Source organism: Pantoea phosphatilytica, from assembly GCF_051025615.1.
GTDB lineage: Bacteria > Pseudomonadota > Gammaproteobacteria > Enterobacterales > Enterobacteriaceae > Pantoea.
The window spans coordinates 58,140-73,838 of record NZ_JBPFDF010000007.1 but is presented as its reverse complement, the minus strand read 5'-3'; the positions used below and the strand labels follow the sequence as shown (position 1 = coordinate 73,838).

Sequence of the window (15,699 nt, the reverse complement as noted above, 5' to 3'; positions counted from 1 at the left end):
TTGTCGCAGGTGTGATGTTTAAACGTCAGGATAATGACCTGCCTTTTCGCTGCTCAGCATTCAGCCGTTATGACCTCAGCCGTCATGAAGGCAAACGGTTAGACTTTTATGTTTCGCAGGACCTGCGCTTTATCGATCCGCATTCGGGTTATCTTTTGCTGAATGGTCAGGTCACGGCCGGAGATACGGTAACGGTACTTAACCGACGTATTGCGTTGAGTAATGGTAACAGAATAGAAAAAAATACCTACCGCTATAAGATCAGAACGATTGTAACCGCAACCAACGATACAACACCGGATGCCATATTTAATTTGCTGTTTTCGGAAATTACGCTGGACCCGACCTACCTGCAACTCGATCTCACCAGGGTCGATGAAAAGAGTTATCTTATCAGCGGGCCGCTCTCCTATCTGTTTACCTGTGAGCGTTATTGAGGCAAAACTGACGACAAACGTATCTGTTGTAAAAAGCAAACAGCATAAGCGTTTTGACGGTTTAGTGGTTCGCCTTCGCCATGCTGTGATACCTGGTGCGGGACAGTTTTCAGCGGCTTTTGCCGGAATTCGCATTGCACACATAGGTAGGAATCGATTCTATCTTAAAGAGGAAGTTCTTATTATGCTGTTGTTGAATCTGCATATAAATATCCTTTTCAGTGGTGACAAAAAAAGCAGGAACATAATGGCTTAAATCTTCATCGCTGATGTTGTCATCCGGCAGGCTGATTTTTTTTTGCGAAGTCATATAATAAAGATCGCGATTGCGCTGTAGTTTAAAGGATATTTTTCGATTAACGATTTTTTCGGGGTGTTTGTCCGAGCTTCCGGTTATATGAACGACGCCAAAGTTATCGTTAACAATAAAATTAAGGGTGAGGTAATATGTTTCGTCACTGTAATGTTGGAGCAGATTGGCTGTGCAGTTAAAGTTATCAATCCGCTGAAGCTGGAGGTAAGCGTAAAATAAATAAGTGCTCTCAGAAATTATAATAACGCAGAGCAGAGCGCCTGCTAGTTTCTTAATCACTTTGTTCTAAGCCTCTGAAATAGTATTCTGAAATGCAGATGTTAGGTTCATCCATCTGTTTATTGCAACGGATGACAGATATCCTCGGCAGCATATAATAGTAAGTGATATAAATCCAGGGGTAATGGCTACAGCTTGTCTTCAGATTTTCAGCCAGAGACCTCATTCTGATTCGGGCATCCGGCGTTGCATTCTTATTGCTGAAAAAGACGTGGCAACCATGAATATTGGCCAGAAAAAAATATTTACTGAAGTAGTGTCGGTTATTGTCACTGCTTCTGTAAAAATTCACTGTCACCGTCAGTAAAATGGCGATTAAAAGCCCCACAGTCCACAGCAGCATGCCGGATGTGTTTCGATGAAGAGCGATTTCAGATTGGGGACTATTTTCGCGACGGGCGGAAAGCGGCTGTTCAGGGGGCGTGTCGACCTTTTCCGCTTCAGGGGAATGCAACGGACCCTTTTCCTCCCGTAATGCAGCTTCAGAAGAGCGCTTTTCATCAGAAAGTGAGTTTCGGGAGCTATCAGGTTCAGGTTCTACACTGCTGCGTTTTATGATTTCGGTGCCACTGGCCAGCGTAAGTCCGACCCGAGGAATAGTAACGACAGGATCTTCAATCAGACCCGCTTTCCTTAACCCTTTACGCAGAATTGAAATATTCTGGTAGAAGGTATTCGGCGATACCATCATGCCATTTTTTTCCCAGACAATCTCCATAAACTCTTGTTGCGTTACGATCGTATCATTCCGGTTGATTAATAATAACAGACAGCGTCCTGCAGGAGAGTTCAGAACCACCACCTTTTCCGGATCGTTGAGGTTTCGCAGTGTACTGGCTGCCGGATGAAACTCAATAAAGCCATTAATGATGTAATAGTTATGCATTTGTCTGTGCTCAGAATAAAAAAAGAGTTTAACTTTTTCATGCTTATGAAGTTATCTTAAAGAGATATTATCTTAAATAATCCATTCTCATTTGAGAACGTTTTTTGCCTGGGAACAGTATGGCACTATCACCGGTTCTGGAAATATTTCACTCCGGAGGCTGTAAAGCAGCCGATAATTGGCTCTACAGATCATGCATCAGATAAGAGGATTTCAGGATGCCTGAACGAAATCTTCTGCTTTTTGAGAGTATGGCGCACTTTTTATCTCCTCGGAAATCATCAGGTTTTAACTGTTCTTATCTGAATAACATTGTCGAAACTACACGGTTTCAGGCGAAGAAGCGATGAACCGATTACCGCCTTTCACTGCTCGTGATTTCCAGCATATGGGTAACTATCAGCCGCAGCGTTACGGATAATAAAAAGGGGGCTTAGTCAGCCCCCCTTTGCTCAGCTTACTTAACCGCCTGACCGTCACATAAAGTACCGGCAGGGTTTTGCTAAAATTGAGTGCCAGCGCAAGTACTGCAGACGCGCCATTCGAGCTCACCATCAAGTCATCGACAGTTCCGGCGACAAGCCGCCGCTCACTATACCTGCCAGCTTACCGATTGGGCCAGCATCCGGAATGTCGCCGCCGTCGCTGCCATGTGTGCCGCCGATGATTTTACTGTTGATTTCATCTCAAAAGCCCGCTGCTGATACAGCCTCAATTGTTATCATATTTAAATCACGCACGTTGCTTTCTTTAAATTAATTATCGTGATCAGTTAGTGTTTGTGCCATTAACTGGTCGCGTTAATTATGCATCTGGTGTGAATGAATTTAAATAGGATTGTTTCTACACTTAAGAAGGTGGTGACCTTATGTCATTTAATTTAAAGCCATTTTCGTAAAATTTTAAGGTAATTTAGTTGCATTTGGTTCGAAATTTCTTGCGCAGTGATGTAAACGGTGCATTTCATTTTTCATTGATGTTTCGTCAGGGTACATCGAACCAAAGTTAATGATCTCATTTTCTGAAATCAGACAGGAGTAGGTGGCCTGCCAGACGCGTTTGTCACTACCCGGACCCGCGGAGAAGCTATAGATGAGCTGGATAGTATCTGTAAAAAAGGTCCCGTCTTTGACTTCATCCATTTTGACAAGGTTAAAATTATTGAGAATCCTTTCGGCATTACCTATCTGCTGAGAAATGTGGCCGAAAAAGGTACTCCCAGCCGGAAGGATGTCCCGGTTAAGGGTAATTTGCTGCCCATTTTTAAACGTGATCATATTAATCGTCTGAGTTTTAATTTCTTCTTCAAAATGAAGTGTGCCTTCCAGGCAGATTAAACGGTTATTCATAATTGCTCCTTGAGGTAATGGTCAGGCAGCCGCAGTGCTGTCTGTTTTATTGGCTTCTGAACGAAGCTGTGAAGAGTTAATTAATGCTGCAAAATCCGCTTTGGATATCTCCTTAACACCGTGGCGATGGATATGAATGATGCGGTCCGCGCTCAGAATCGTCTCTGGGCGATGCGCAATAATGACGCGCGTCATACTCATATGCCTGATGGCGTCATTAATGGCACCCTCCCTGACCACATCCAGGTGGCTGGTCGCCTCGTCAAGGATGAGCAGCCGTGGCTGGCGGTAAAGCGCACGGGCCAGAATGACGCGCTGTATCTGACCGCCGGAGAGCGATGATCCCATGTCGCCGACCATGCTGTTATAGCCCATAGGCATTGCCATAATGTCGGCATGAATCTGGGCGATGCGGGCAGCTCGCTCGACCTGAGCTTTGTCGAGGCTGGCGTCAAAGAAACTGATATTGTCCATGATAGAACCGGCAAACATCATGTCGCTCTGCATGACGCTGCCGATCAGATCCCTGTAGCAGGTCATGCCCAGTTTGATGTGATCGATGCCATTCACACTGATAACGCCAGCGGTAGGCTTCAGAAGGCCCAGCATCAGTTTTGCCAGCGTTGTTTTTCCCTGTCCGGATGGGCCAATGATCGCGACAGATTCCCCGGCCTCGATGCTCAGGTTAAAACCAGAAAAGATCTCTTCGTCTGTGGCTGAGTAGCGGAAGGAGAGATCGCTGATATCAAGGCGAACAGGGCCTTTCTGTTCCGCCAGTTCGACGTGGCTTTCCATATTTTGCTCCTTCTCACTCAGGACAATATCGGACAGACGTTCGCCATGTAAGCGAAGCATTTTGAATTCGATAAGTGCGTTGATCAGTCCGGCAGAGCGTGACATGAACTGATCGGAGAAGGAGATAAACGCCACCAGCATACCGCTGGTAAAGTTGCCATCCAGCACCTGTGCCGCTGCCAGCCAGATAAGTATAATTTTGCCCACGCCTGAAATCGTGCCCTGCAATGTACTGAAGCCGATCGAAAGCTTCTGGGTGGTGATCCCTTTGTTGGTCGATTCCACTGTCTCATTGGTGTAAGCAGAGACACGAAAATCCTGTTTGTTATTCAGTTTGATCGCCTGAACGCCGCGGATAGATTCCAGCAATTGTGACTGGACCACGGCGGAAGCCATCAGCTGGTCTTCGTTGGCCTGACGAAAGGGTTCAAATGAGATCCAGCGTATCAGCGCATACAGCAGGAAAAGGCCGATGACTACAAAGGTCAGAGTAGCGTTGTAGGTAAAAATCATGGCAAGTGTTATGACGGCCATCACGCCATCAAAAATGGATGATATAAAGCGGCCTGTCAGCGTGCTCTGAATATTACTGATGGAGCCAAAGCGTGAAAGAATGTCGCCGACATGGCGATCCTCAAAATAACTGAGCGGCAGACCCAGCAGATGCGCACAAAGATTGGATGACCATTGCACGCTCAGCATGCTGGAGAACCAGGTAGTCACCCAGCTGCGTAAGGCTGAAATAAGATTCTGGAATAGGGTGACGCAGATAAACGCGACGCCGAGCAGCGTCAGTAAATCGCGATCCGCCGACACCAGAACCTGGTCGATCACCCACTGCATATAAAAGGGTGTAATGATGCCGAAAAATTCCAGCGCCAGTGAGAGCAGGGCGACCTGGATGAAGGCTGAACCTATCCCAGAGACGTTCCTTATCAGGCTGAGCATTGAGATAGATTTTTTTTCATTCTTCCTCTCAAAGGTTGCTGCCGGATAGAGTTCCAGCGCCACGCCGGTAAAAGAGTCTGAAACCTCATCCATAGGAACTTTGCGCACTCCGCGCGCCGGGTCATGGATAATAAGTTTGTTTCCGGCGATCCCTTTGAGCACCACGAAATGATTCATGTCCCAGTGCAGCACACAGGGCGTATTCAGTTTATTGAGCTCTTCCAGTTCCAGTCTGACGGCGCGGCAACCCAGACCTAAGTTCTGTGCGAATGACATAACATTCGCCAGCGTGCTGCCTTTCAGAGAGGTAGGAAACCGCTGGCGCAGCGAAATCATGTCGATATGATGACCGTAAAATCCGGCGATCATGCCAATACAGGCCAGGCCACACTCTGCGGCCTGTGTCTGCCGTAAAACAGGTAACTTCTGGTGAAAAGATAAATTGAGTTTGTGAAATAAATCCATGATAACCCTGATAAAATATAGAAATTATAATGACGTCATCTTGCCAAGTGCATTAAGCGGTTCCAGAACCCATTCGTAGATGCGGCGCTTATCTATAATGAAGTCCGCTTCAAGCCCGCTTCCGGCGCGAAGGCTGTTCTGTCTGCCATAAGCCTGAATCGTCTGCTTATCCAGCCTGACTTTCACCTGATACATCGACTCTTTAACCTGGTTATCACCCGTGATGGAGGCCACTTCCTGTGGTGAAAGCGCAGATTTGGAAATTTCCAGTACCGTCCCGTACTGCTGTCCAAATTTCTGCCAGGGAAAGGATTGATAGCGCAGCACTACACGCTGACCGGGCTGGATAAAACCGATCGCGCGGCTGCTGAGCATGATGCGTGCCTGAAGGCGGACGTTGTCCGGGAGTACCGTCGCCAGTGTCTGGCCGGCAGTGACTACCTGTCCCTGCTTAACCAGAACGGCGCTGACGGTGCCATTTTCGGGTGTGCGCAGTTCAATTGAGCGACGCGATTCGTTCTCAACAATCGACTGCGTAATCTCTGAGAGCTTTTGCTGCAGTTCATTCTTCTGCCGGTCGTAACTGATCGGCTGTTCGCGTAACTGTTGCCGAGCCTGAGCCAGTTGCTGCCGGACATCAATCCTCTGACGAGCAACGTCTTGCAGGCGTACGCTGGCATCGAGGAGATCATTCTGTAGCTGTTCTACCTGGGTATTCGAGGCGTAACCTTCCTTGCGCATCGCACTCATCTTGCGATGCTGGGTTTTCGACAATTCAATCTGCTGCGCACGCTGACGGTATATGGTGTCCAGTTCTTTCGCCTGCTGGCCGAGCAGACTGACCTTCTCCTGCAGCGATTTGATAGTTTCGCTATTAAGCTGAGCCAGATTAACCAGCTGGCTGTTCAGTCCGGCTTTCTGAAACTCAAGCTGGGTAGCGATCGCCTCGCGGGTCTGACCATAGCGAGTGGAGATTTCGGAAGAAACGGTCGCGATTAGGCTGTTTTTCTGCAGACTCTCGCCTTCACGAATGGGAAGGGAAATTACCGTACCGGCACTCATTGCGGTGATATTCATCATGCCATTTTCAGGCACTAATACACCCTGCGCTGTTTCCCGTTTGGTATAACTGCCAAACAGGCAAAAAGCGATAAGGACAGCTACCAGCAAACAAATCAGCATAATGACCACCCAGCGGAAGGGCGGACAATAGAGCGCGACAGAACCTAATACCCGTGTCCTTTTTGCATCCAGCGATTCTTTACGAAATAAGTCGTTACTCATACGTTGAAACTCCCGATTATGCCGTACCACAGTTAAAAACTTTCATCGCGGCGTAATCCAGCGAGCCGGTTGCTGTCTTCAAATTAACAATCGACTGGATTAATGCATTCTGAGAATGAGCCAGATCCTCAATCGCCTGGAAGTAATCTTTTTCCGCATTAAACTCGTCAATTAAGGTCCGCTGGCCAATCTCACGACCATACCGGGTTGCCGTCAGTCGTTTACTGGCTGAGACAATGGCGCGTTCATACGCTTTAATGCGTGACTGGCTATTCTGAATGCCGGATGCAGCCTGTATTGCCTGCTGTTCAGCTTTGCGTCGGGCTTCAATGACTAAATCTTTATTCTGTTCATAGCGATGTGCGGCTTCCAGACTTTGAGAAATCTGCCCACCTCCGGCAAAAAGCGGAACTGAAACATTAATACTGATTTGCGTATTATCCGTTTTAGATGTGGTGCCAAACAGGGTGTCGAGATAGTTTCCATTTTCGGCGCGACTCCAGTTTTTGCCGTAGCCAGCCTGAAAGGTGACGACCGGTAAATGAGCAGAAGTCGCCGTCAGAATATCAGCTTCGCTGGATTTAAGACTTTCGATAGCGGCCAGAACGTCGAGATTATTGGCTGCGGCGTCACGTTTTAATTGTTCAGGTATAATTCTCTCTTGAAAACGCACGCAGCGCAGAGTGCTGTCTGAAATACCCTGCGGGTCCCGGCCGGTTAAATGACGGAAATAGACGCTGGCATCATTGAGATCGTTTTCAGCCGCAAGCTCATCGGCGACCGCTTTATCATAATTAGCCTGTGCTTCTGCAACATCAAGGCGAGTACCATCACCCACTTCAAGTGCTTTCTGAGTTTGTTTCAGTCTGGCACTGAATGCGGTAAGGATCCGCTGCTTAGTATTAAGTACACTGCGCTGATAAACGACACCGTAAAAAGCATTGGTCACATTACCGATCAGTTTTTGCTGAGCAATCAGCAAATTCACATCGGCTAAATCACCGGTTACTACGCTTCTGCGCCAGGTCGCATATTTTGCCAGGTCAAAAACGGGCTGTGTCAGATTGACACTGTAGTTATGGCGGGTGACACCTGCAGAGTAAGCCGCATCGGGCTGATCGCTTTTACTCCATGATCCGTCGAGCGATACTGCGGGTAACAGCCCGGCAAAACCCTGATATTTTTTCTGTGCATCGGCATCATGGACGCTTCGGGCAGCATTAATCTCGGCATTATAGATATTGGCCGCTATCAGCGATTCCTGCAGCGACAGTGCGCAGGCATAGGTTGACAGCAGGAGCCCTCCTGCCAGTGGCATGATAAATTTAATAAACATGAATTTCCAAAAAATAAGATAAAAATTAAAATAGTTCGTTCTGGTGCAAAAAGCGTAATAGCTCGTTTTCATTCCGAAGATGAAGTTTATTCATTGCATTTCTTTTCTGTGTTGAAATTGTGCTCATGGCGCGACATTTTTTAGAGGCAATTTCTGACAGTGAATATCCTTCCCGGATAAGGTTAATGACCTCCCACTCTTTAGGCGTCAGTTCAGTGCACTCCTGCTGTAAGTTTTCACAGACAGACTGAGAAATATAGGCTTTTTCGTCTGAGGAGACCATTCTGTCAGTCAGTGCTTTAATCAGCTCCTGCGGCCTGTCCTGCAGGCTGATGATAATATTGACACCCGCACCGAGCATTTTTTTCAGCAGCGCAGATTTCATGTTCTGAGCGAAAAAAACCGTGATGATATGTTTGTTACCACACGATGCGGCCAGAACTTGTCTGATCTCTTTTTCGCGAAAAGAGCCATCAAACAAACATGAAGAGTTGATAATGATGATGTCAATGCTATTTTTTTCTACGGCAGTTAAAAGATCCTCCAGTTTTGGGAAGTGTTGCAGATTAATATTCTCAATGTTCATTTCATGTCGGATGAATGAAGCTATCAAGTCGTATGACATATGATACTTGTGAAAATATGTCATATTTATCGTTTTGAGCGTATCAGATTTCACGGGCTGCTCAGCTCTCTTTTATATGATTTCTGTGTGCCATAGTCGTCAATGACAGACCAGCTCAAAATATGACTGTCGGTCGTTTGTTTCAGGGCAAGCGAACGGGAAGAGAAGGGCGCAATCATCTCTGATTTCAGCGTTTCGTTACCCAGTCTGATACTTCCGATATTCATATAATAGGGGGTCAGGTTTTGAACCTGCAATTCGCTATTTTTAGTGTTCAGTTTATTAATTGAAAATTTCAGTTGCTCACCAATTTCCTCGTCCGGTGCTTTCACGCCTGTTGGACGTATAAAAATCTTCAGTCGGATACGAACCGGAAAAATGACTTTCTTTTCCTGTGCTGTCTGCTGCCGGGTATATGGCGGAATCTGATAAATATTCAGCCAGTACAGCCGTTCACGATCCTGGGGCATATCCTTCCGCGAAAGCAGCATTACACGCAGAGTGCGGGATTCAGCCGGGGCTAATTTAAACAGTGGTGGAACGACGACCAGCGGGGTACTTATGCGTTCTGGCGGACTCAGTGGATCGCTGTCGTCGGTCCACATCTGTACCAGCGCTGGCGCTCTTAAAGAGTTCACCACGGTCAGCGATTGCACTTCACTGTTTTCATTAAATACCAGCCGGCTTTGTGTGCTGTTAACAACCGCAGAGGCGGGGCCTGTGCAGAGCGTGAGAGCACCGGTCATCAGCAGGTTACTGAAGGCTGACAATAATCTGTGCTTGCGCATTAACTGATCCTGCCTGAGCGGTTAATCCCGGAAGTTGTTCAAGTGAAGCGGTAAAGGTTCCTGCATATTCAGTGCCGCCCTCGGGCGTTACGCCGGTCTCCCCCATCAGGTCTGCATAGCCATACCAGCCTGCAGCTGCCCCGGTGCCTGTAGTCGCGGTGCTGGACAGCAGATTCAGCGCGGCGCCCGCTGAGGAATAAAGGCGAATCCCGACACCTGAAGCGACACCGCTGGCACCGTAATTGTTGTCCAGAAGATGCGTGATGCCGCCAGCGCTAGTCTGAAGACCAAGTGCACTCGCCTGAGAGAGCGCGGTGGGCTGCGTCACCAGAAACCCTACCGCCACAGGTGCATTGCTGACGCTGGAATCGGTGCCTGAGTACGCACCTTTTTCGCAGCTGATTGCAACATTAAAGGTATTACTGCTCTTCTCACCGTCGCGCAGACCGCCAGTGCTGATGGGCGGCAACTTAACGACCTGATCAAAATCTGCCAGCGTGCAGGCATTGCCGTGGATGATGGTCGTTGATCCTCCTCGCATACTCCAGACTGCCGATGTCATGGCTGGCGTGGGGGAGTAAGCCAGACTGCCCGTCGCGGCGTTGTTATTGATGTTAGGCGCTCTGAGTGCCTCATAGGCCTGTGGGGTAACAATCTGAGAGAAGGCATTGCGTGTAGGCGTGCCGTAGATATCATCGGTTTTGAGCAACTCAAAGGTGGCGCTATCGAAAGACGAAGCGGGTATGTAGAGGGTGGAACCGACAACAACATAGTCATCGGGAGTCATCTTGCGTTCCTGCCAGTAGCCGGTGTAGTAAAGCCCGGTCTTTTGATTGGTAATCCGATAAGCGATTCCGGTCGCTGGCGTCTGATAAGCCCCTTCGACATCCGAAACGGCCTTGCCCCCATAAAACATTCCTGATCCTCCCGCCAGGGCGTATATCTCGTACAACTCGTCGGCATCACTCAGCGCGCACTTAAACACGATCTGATTGGCCGCGTACGGCTCTTTCAGCCCTTTATCGATAAACGGCAGGTCAGCAGAGGCGATCACTGTTCCGGCAGGTACCAGCGCTTCAGCGCCCGTGCCCATAATAATGGTTCCGAAGGAGATAACGCCTGCTGCGGCATTCAATACCCCGTTCCCCCAGGGTGCGGCGGTATAGCCCATATCAGCCACGTCCTGCGGGATCGATGAAGTGCCGGTACCAATACCTGTGACCTTGGAGCAGAATGCCTGCACATCTGTTGCGCAGGCCATGAAGAGGCCGGCGACCAGCCAGGGTCTTGATTTAGTGATGTTGAGTCTCATAGGGGTTCTCATTGAAAGAAGTTCACTTGATGCAGACGCCGTTCAAACGCACGAAGCTGCCATCACTCACTTTTCCGGACGGTAACTGGTAGTTGATGCGGCATTTCCTGCCGCTGCCCCAGCTCACAAACAGCGTGCCAGACGCATCAGGAAGTCGGGCGTAGATCTGACCATTTTGACCGGCCATTCCAATGCTGTTGCCCTGGCTGTCTTTGACTTCAGCGCCCATCGGCAGGGGCATGCCATCATGCAGGGTGGCCGAAATCAGGGCGGGTGAACCGCTCAGCGTTTTGAATGTCACTTTTGGTACGCCGCCAAATACCGGCACGACGCGTACATTGCCGCCTTCGAGTTCGACGTCTCTGGACATTGAGTTGCTGTCCAGGCTGATGGTGTTATGGCGATAGGGAGCCAGAGAAGGCACGATGGCATAGCCGAAGGGATCGATTTTTGCCCCCTGCGCATTGTTGACGCGAGCGCCGCTGGCACCTTTAGCCTCGACCAGCGCAAACGTGTCGCTGGCGTAGGGGCCATAGGTTACGCCGCCGCCATGAAGCGCGAGGGTACCCGCCGTGCCCAGACCGAGCTGGTGATAATTATCACCGCGGGCATAGGAAGCGCGAAGTGTCCCCACCCGCGTGCGTTCCTGTACGTTACTTCCCCAGCGCATGTCATGGTCTTTACGCTGAGCGTCATCACGATAGCGGTCGTAACCGGCATAGAGTGCATAAGTAAAGTCACTGTTTTCACCTGCCGAACCTGACAGCGTGGTCATTGCTGACGTGGTATTTTTATCCCGCGTCATATCCAGCGCGATGGTTGAGCGGCTATCGCGCCAGTCGAGTGGGATGGAGATACCGACAGAGACGACGTTCTCCGTATATTTCTGATAACGGCCTGAATCGTAGTCGCTATCCTTTACGCTATACAAATCGTTGCTGTTCCAGCTTGAGCGCTGTCTTCCGGCGTTGATGCTGTAACTTACCGAACGCCACATATTGTTATAGGAAAGCTGTAATTCGCTGATACGTGAACGATTGTTGTAATAATCAGTGCTGCTTCCGCTCAGTGCTAAGGTGCCGTAATCAGCCATGTTCTGACTGACGGTCGCCGTAAAGCGGTTACGCTGTTTAAGCGTATCGGAGTAGTAATGTGTTCCACTCTTCTGCTGGCGCCGTATGCCCAGTACATCTTCAAGATCACGATAGCCCGAGGTGGAGTAGCGATAGGCTGCCAGAACCAGATTGGTATTGGTGGAGAAGGTTTTGCTGTATGACGCTTCTGCGCGCCAGCCACTTCGGGTCAGATCATTTTCTACCCTTGCGTGCGACCAGGTGGTGTTTAACGACAGGGCACCCAATTCGGAGGCGTATACGCCGCCCAGCAGCCATGCCTGATAATTACTGGCAAGGCGCGCCCCGGTGTTATAAGTGAAACTGTTGCTGAGACCATACTGCAGCACACCCTCCGTGAAGGCGTTCTGGACGGCGTAATAATTCCTGACTTTACCTGCGGCAAACTGATAACTCACATTACCCGGACGCATTGAGTCAGGAACGGCAGCGTAGGGCACAGTGAAAAATGAAGATTTGCCGTCGGCTTCGATGATCTGGACTTTCAGATCACCCTGACTGCGGGTGTTGTAAAGATCGTTAATCAGGAACGGTCCGGGTGGCACCTGGGTTTCATAGATTACATTACCCGCCTGGCTTATCAGAACACGGGCATCACTGGCCGCCACGCCACGTACTTCTGGCGCATACCCACGACGACCCTGCGGCCACATGCGTTGATCGGTAGCGAGTTTTACCCCGTTAAAAGAGATCGATCCGAACATGGAACCGTCAGTAAAAGTATCGCCGACCATGAGTTCGCTGGACAGAGCTGGCAATGGACGCTGTACCCAGGTGCGTACTGAGTTCCACTTGTACTGAGCACTGCCGGAATTGCTCTCCATATAGCGCATATTAGCCTGATGGCGCAGTTGCCACATGCCGAGATTGCCGCCTGCGTTAATCAGGCTCCATAAATAGTTATAGTGAGTATCCCGACGGATATTACGCGTAAAGCTTGTGTTATGGCGTAAAAATACCAGTGGGGTACCGGCATCCCACTCAGAAACAGGAATATAGTCACGAGGCTGATGATTGAGTAAGATCTGAGGGATCAGGAAGTTGAGCGTCAGCGTGGACTGTTTGATATTCCATTTTCCCTGCTTAGTCAGATCCGAAAGTAACAGACACTGATTATTAGCGGATTCTGGCAGCCCGGATTTCAGCTGAAGCAATTTTTTCATATCCGCATCAATGCAGGGCTGGGCACTTTTGTCGGCGGCTTTCTTTTTACGGAAATTCACCGGCACCTGGCTCTTAATGATCGTACCGTTCAGACTGATATCAAGGATCTGCTGACCTTCAGGGATGATGGTCTGTTTTTCATTGAATTGCTCAAGATCAACGCCTTCCGAGAAGCCGGAACCCGCCAGCAAATTACTGTCAAAACGGTATTCTTCAGCATGCACATGCTGAGTTAACACTGAGACTTTAACAAGGCAACTGATGACAGCCAGGCGAAATCCTGTTTTTTTAGTGTTGAATTGGATATTCATGCGTCACCACTGCCCCATAATCATTAATTAAACCGATTTCAATTCCCTGGGCGCTACGTTTTGCCTTACCTTCCTTCAATGCCACTTCGGTTGTTGTAAACGGGGCGAGCATAGGGGGTTCTTTTTTAGCTACTGCCCCTCTGACTGCAACCTTGCTCAGTGAAACGTAGTAAGGTGAGTTATTGGTAATACGGATGCCGGATGATGAAATATTGCTGAACGTTAAATAGTCAAATATTTTTTTTGGATTACTTTTAAGTGAGGCGGGGCGGTAAAACAGTTTCATTCTGTTTTTCAGCATAACCACCATTTGATTTCCTTTGTCACCCGCAACATTACCCGGTGGGACCTGGAGAAAGTTAAAGTAAAAAATAGATTCCCGATCCTGAGGTAAGCCTTTTTCACCGGTAAAGAAAATACGCAATACCTGCCCCTCTTTTTGCGCAATCCTGAAAGCAGGCGGTGCTACAACAAACGGGGCCTTACCCGTTGCCGGTGTGGATTTATTGTCACCACTGTCAAACCATGCCTGGATGATATAAGGGAAGTCATCATTATTTCTTAACTGGACATCGACAGACTTTGCTTCTGAAGGATAAATTACGCGCGACCCTGTCATGACGACACTTCCATACACCGACTGGCAAATAAGCAAAGAAAACAAAAGAACCCAAATCTGGCAAAATGACGAATCTTTATTAAGTAATCGAGACATAATAGCTATCCATGAAAATTTAATGCCAACCCTGGACAAACAGAAAAAGTGGGCCTTCCCTGGCCCGATTTAATCCGGGATATTTCAGAAGAAATCTTCATCCCTGCGGCTATAATTATTAGTTGTAGCTAACAGCGTACTGCATGGTGGCTTCAACCGCACCGGCAGTGGCAACGTCGGTTGCGTAGTATTGTGCTGTATAGGTTGCGGATGCATCTTTCTTACCGGCAGCCAGAGTCAGATCGCCAGCACCCGTGAAGGCACCGTCATTAAAGTTAATTTCTGTGCCTTTGGTGTCCAGAATCTGGATTTCAACATTATCGGCCGCATCCGTTGCAGCCAGGTTGCTCAGGTTACCTTTCTCGCTCACGTTGTTGCCGGTGAATACGGTTGAGATGACAGTGCTTGTTGTCTCACTTCCCGTACAACCTGTTACACCGATATCAAACGTAGTCTGACCTGCAACTTTACCGCTGGCATCCAGCGCTGAAACATTAACAGACGGCAGCAGCACCGTAGGTTTCGCGGTATTACCATTTACTGTTACAGAGCAGGTTTCGGACGTAACTTCACCCTGGAAGGTGATAGTATTATTTGAAACTGCATATGCCTGAGACGCAAACAGAACAGACATTAAAGATGCGGATAAAAAAGCCAGTTTTTTCATTATGAAATTTCCCTATTAAATTGGACTGTTTATAACAATGCGAATTAACAACGCACGCTAACCGCCAGGATAAAAATTATTCCAGCGAGCGAAGGATAAGGCCAGGTATGCTGTGGTGCTTATGAAGTAATCTTAACAATCCTTAATTCAACCCGTTCACATTTTAAAGCTTCCTATTTTGTAATCCATGTAGTCATTATTGCTGTTTATTTGTTGATTGTCAGCGGTGGGGTAACTCTCTGTTTTATTGATGAAAGAAATCAGTATCAGGTTGGGGATTCGGTCGCATTACAAAAATAGATAGGAAGTTAAGAAAAAGTATGCATATTGCAGAATTATTTTCTTTAAGGTCCTGGCAGGTTAATCAGAACGGCCAGTTTTATTTTTGTAATAGATGAAATAAAAAACGCATCCGAAATCTATACTAACTGCGTCAATCGCTGATGCGCTTTTTCTGTCTGGCGTGGTGTAACAGCGGGGCATGTATGCAGTAATGATCCTCAAATGAAGAGTGTTAGATAAGGGTTTTTACCTGATGACCTGCTTTTACCTGAAGGTTTCCCGGACTTATTCAGAGTAAGAGCTCTGTTCTATCCATAAGCAACCTCAGGTCTGTTTCCCGACACTGTGGAATGTGAAAAACGTAAGAGCAGGATAGCTGCATACGAGAGCGTTAAAGTCAGGCATTAATCAATAGTGAGAAAATGACAGGGTTCTGAAGGCTATCGCTGCCTTTATAGTTATCGAAAAATTCAGTCAGTAAGGCCAGTTTTCGTCGTGCGTTATCAACAAACGACGATGTTAACGCATAGAGCGAGTGGTCTATAAAGCTGGCTGCCAGAAGATCCAGACTCTTCTTAAATAACATGGGGGTATGAAACCACCATGGATG

Annotated in this window: 13 protein-coding genes; 1 reads left to right on the top strand and 12 read right to left on the bottom strand. The window is 48.1% G+C overall.

What is annotated here, in order from left to right; translation table 11 throughout:
- Positions 1-14: 14 nt before the first annotated feature.
- Positions 15-437, top strand: coding sequence for a FidL-like protein (locus ACR6AS_RS19300; protein ID WP_367396381.1), 423 nt, complete (start codon positions 15-17; stop codon positions 435-437).
- A gap of 109 nt (positions 438-546) precedes the next feature.
- Here the strand turns inward: ACR6AS_RS19300 and ACR6AS_RS19295 are convergent, their stop codons facing one another.
- The 12 genes from ACR6AS_RS19295 to ACR6AS_RS19240 all read right to left on the bottom strand — a co-directional run bounded on the left by ACR6AS_RS19295 (position 547) and on the right by ACR6AS_RS19240 (position 14,807).
- Complete coding sequence (locus ACR6AS_RS19295) at positions 547-1,029, bottom strand: YqeJ family protein (RefSeq protein ID WP_434163523.1); 483 nt, start codon at positions 1,027-1,029, stop codon at positions 547-549.
- The gene (locus tag ACR6AS_RS19290; RefSeq protein ID WP_434163522.1) at positions 1,022-1,915 is read right to left on the bottom strand and encodes a winged helix-turn-helix domain-containing protein; all 894 of its coding nucleotides are present in this window, start codon (positions 1,913-1,915) and stop codon (positions 1,022-1,024) included. Before ACR6AS_RS19290 ends, ACR6AS_RS19295 begins: the two co-directional genes overlap by 8 nt.
- Before the next feature lie 902 nt (positions 1,916-2,817).
- Complete coding sequence (locus tag ACR6AS_RS19285) at positions 2,818-3,264, bottom strand: DcrB-related protein (protein ID WP_434163521.1); 447 nt, start codon at positions 3,262-3,264, stop codon at positions 2,818-2,820.
- Positions 3,265-3,285: 21 nt separating this feature from the next.
- Positions 3,286-5,472 (bottom strand): peptidase domain-containing ABC transporter, encoded by a 2,187-nt coding sequence (locus ACR6AS_RS19280; RefSeq protein WP_434163520.1) that lies wholly within the window; start codon positions 5,470-5,472, stop codon positions 3,286-3,288.
- Positions 5,473-5,496: 24 nt separating this feature from the next.
- Positions 5,497-6,756, bottom strand: a complete 1,260-nt coding sequence (locus ACR6AS_RS19275) for an HlyD family secretion protein (RefSeq protein WP_434163519.1) — start codon at positions 6,754-6,756, stop codon at positions 5,497-5,499.
- 16 nt (positions 6,757-6,772) lie between these two features.
- A complete protein-coding gene (locus ACR6AS_RS19270; protein WP_434163518.1) occupies positions 6,773-8,092 on the bottom strand; it encodes a TolC family outer membrane protein in 1,320 nt (439 codons plus the stop codon).
- Between the two features lie 25 nt (positions 8,093-8,117).
- The gene (locus tag ACR6AS_RS19265) at positions 8,118-8,678 is read right to left on the bottom strand and encodes a LuxR C-terminal-related transcriptional regulator (protein WP_158527477.1); all 561 of its coding nucleotides are present in this window, start codon (positions 8,676-8,678) and stop codon (positions 8,118-8,120) included.
- A gap of 89 nt (positions 8,679-8,767) precedes the next feature.
- Positions 8,768-9,505: a fimbria/pilus periplasmic chaperone gene (locus ACR6AS_RS19260; RefSeq protein ID WP_434163517.1), complete on the bottom strand. Its 738-nt coding sequence runs from the start codon at positions 9,503-9,505 to the stop codon at positions 8,768-8,770.
- Positions 9,471-10,817, bottom strand: a complete 1,347-nt coding sequence (locus ACR6AS_RS19255; RefSeq protein WP_158527478.1) for a fimbrial protein — start codon at positions 10,815-10,817, stop codon at positions 9,471-9,473. Before ACR6AS_RS19255 ends, ACR6AS_RS19260 begins: the two co-directional genes overlap by 35 nt.
- 22 nt (positions 10,818-10,839) lie before the next feature.
- A complete protein-coding gene (locus ACR6AS_RS19250) occupies positions 10,840-13,425 on the bottom strand; it encodes a fimbrial outer membrane usher protein (RefSeq protein WP_434163516.1) in 2,586 nt (861 codons plus the stop codon).
- The gene (locus ACR6AS_RS19245; protein ID WP_111138283.1) at positions 13,403-14,140 is read right to left on the bottom strand and encodes a fimbria/pilus periplasmic chaperone; all 738 of its coding nucleotides are present in this window, start codon (positions 14,138-14,140) and stop codon (positions 13,403-13,405) included. The genes ACR6AS_RS19250 and ACR6AS_RS19245 overlap by 23 nt, the downstream gene beginning before the upstream one ends.
- Before the next feature lie 118 nt (positions 14,141-14,258).
- The gene (locus tag ACR6AS_RS19240; RefSeq protein WP_111138284.1) at positions 14,259-14,807 is read right to left on the bottom strand and encodes a fimbrial protein; all 549 of its coding nucleotides are present in this window, start codon (positions 14,805-14,807) and stop codon (positions 14,259-14,261) included.
- Between the last annotated feature and the right edge of the window lie 892 nt (positions 14,808-15,699).

Excerpts from the sequence above, each read along its gene's own strand:
- ACR6AS_RS19280 (WP_434163520.1), bottom strand. The coding sequence starts at position 5,472 with ATGGATTTATTTCACAAACTCAATTTATCTTTTCACCAGAAGTTACCT.
- ACR6AS_RS19290 (WP_434163522.1), bottom strand. The coding sequence starts at position 1,915 with ATGCATAACTATTACATCATTAATGGCTTTATTGAGTTTCATCCGGCA.
- ACR6AS_RS19240 (WP_111138284.1), bottom strand. The coding sequence starts at position 14,807 with ATGAAAAAACTGGCTTTTTTATCCGCATCTTTAATGTCTGTTCTGTTT.
- ACR6AS_RS19260 (WP_434163517.1), bottom strand. The coding sequence starts at position 9,505 with ATGCGCAAGCACAGATTATTGTCAGCCTTCAGTAACCTGCTGATGACC.
- ACR6AS_RS19285 (WP_434163521.1), bottom strand. The coding sequence starts at position 3,264 with ATGAATAACCGTTTAATCTGCCTGGAAGGCACACTTCATTTTGAAGAA.
- ACR6AS_RS19270 (WP_434163518.1), bottom strand. The coding sequence starts at position 8,092 with ATGTTTATTAAATTTATCATGCCACTGGCAGGAGGGCTCCTGCTGTCA.
- ACR6AS_RS19250 (WP_434163516.1), bottom strand. The coding sequence starts at position 13,425 with ATGAATATCCAATTCAACACTAAAAAAACAGGATTTCGCCTGGCTGTC.
- ACR6AS_RS19245 (WP_111138283.1), bottom strand. The coding sequence starts at position 14,140 with ATGTCTCGATTACTTAATAAAGATTCGTCATTTTGCCAGATTTGGGTT.
- ACR6AS_RS19300 (WP_367396381.1), top strand. The coding sequence starts at position 15 with ATGTTTAAACGTCAGGATAATGACCTGCCTTTTCGCTGCTCAGCATTC.
- ACR6AS_RS19265 (WP_158527477.1), bottom strand. The coding sequence starts at position 8,678 with ATGAACATTGAGAATATTAATCTGCAACACTTCCCAAAACTGGAGGAT.
- ACR6AS_RS19275 (WP_434163519.1), bottom strand. The coding sequence starts at position 6,756 with ATGAGTAACGACTTATTTCGTAAAGAATCGCTGGATGCAAAAAGGACA.
- ACR6AS_RS19255 (WP_158527478.1), bottom strand. The coding sequence starts at position 10,817 with ATGAGACTCAACATCACTAAATCAAGACCCTGGCTGGTCGCCGGCCTC.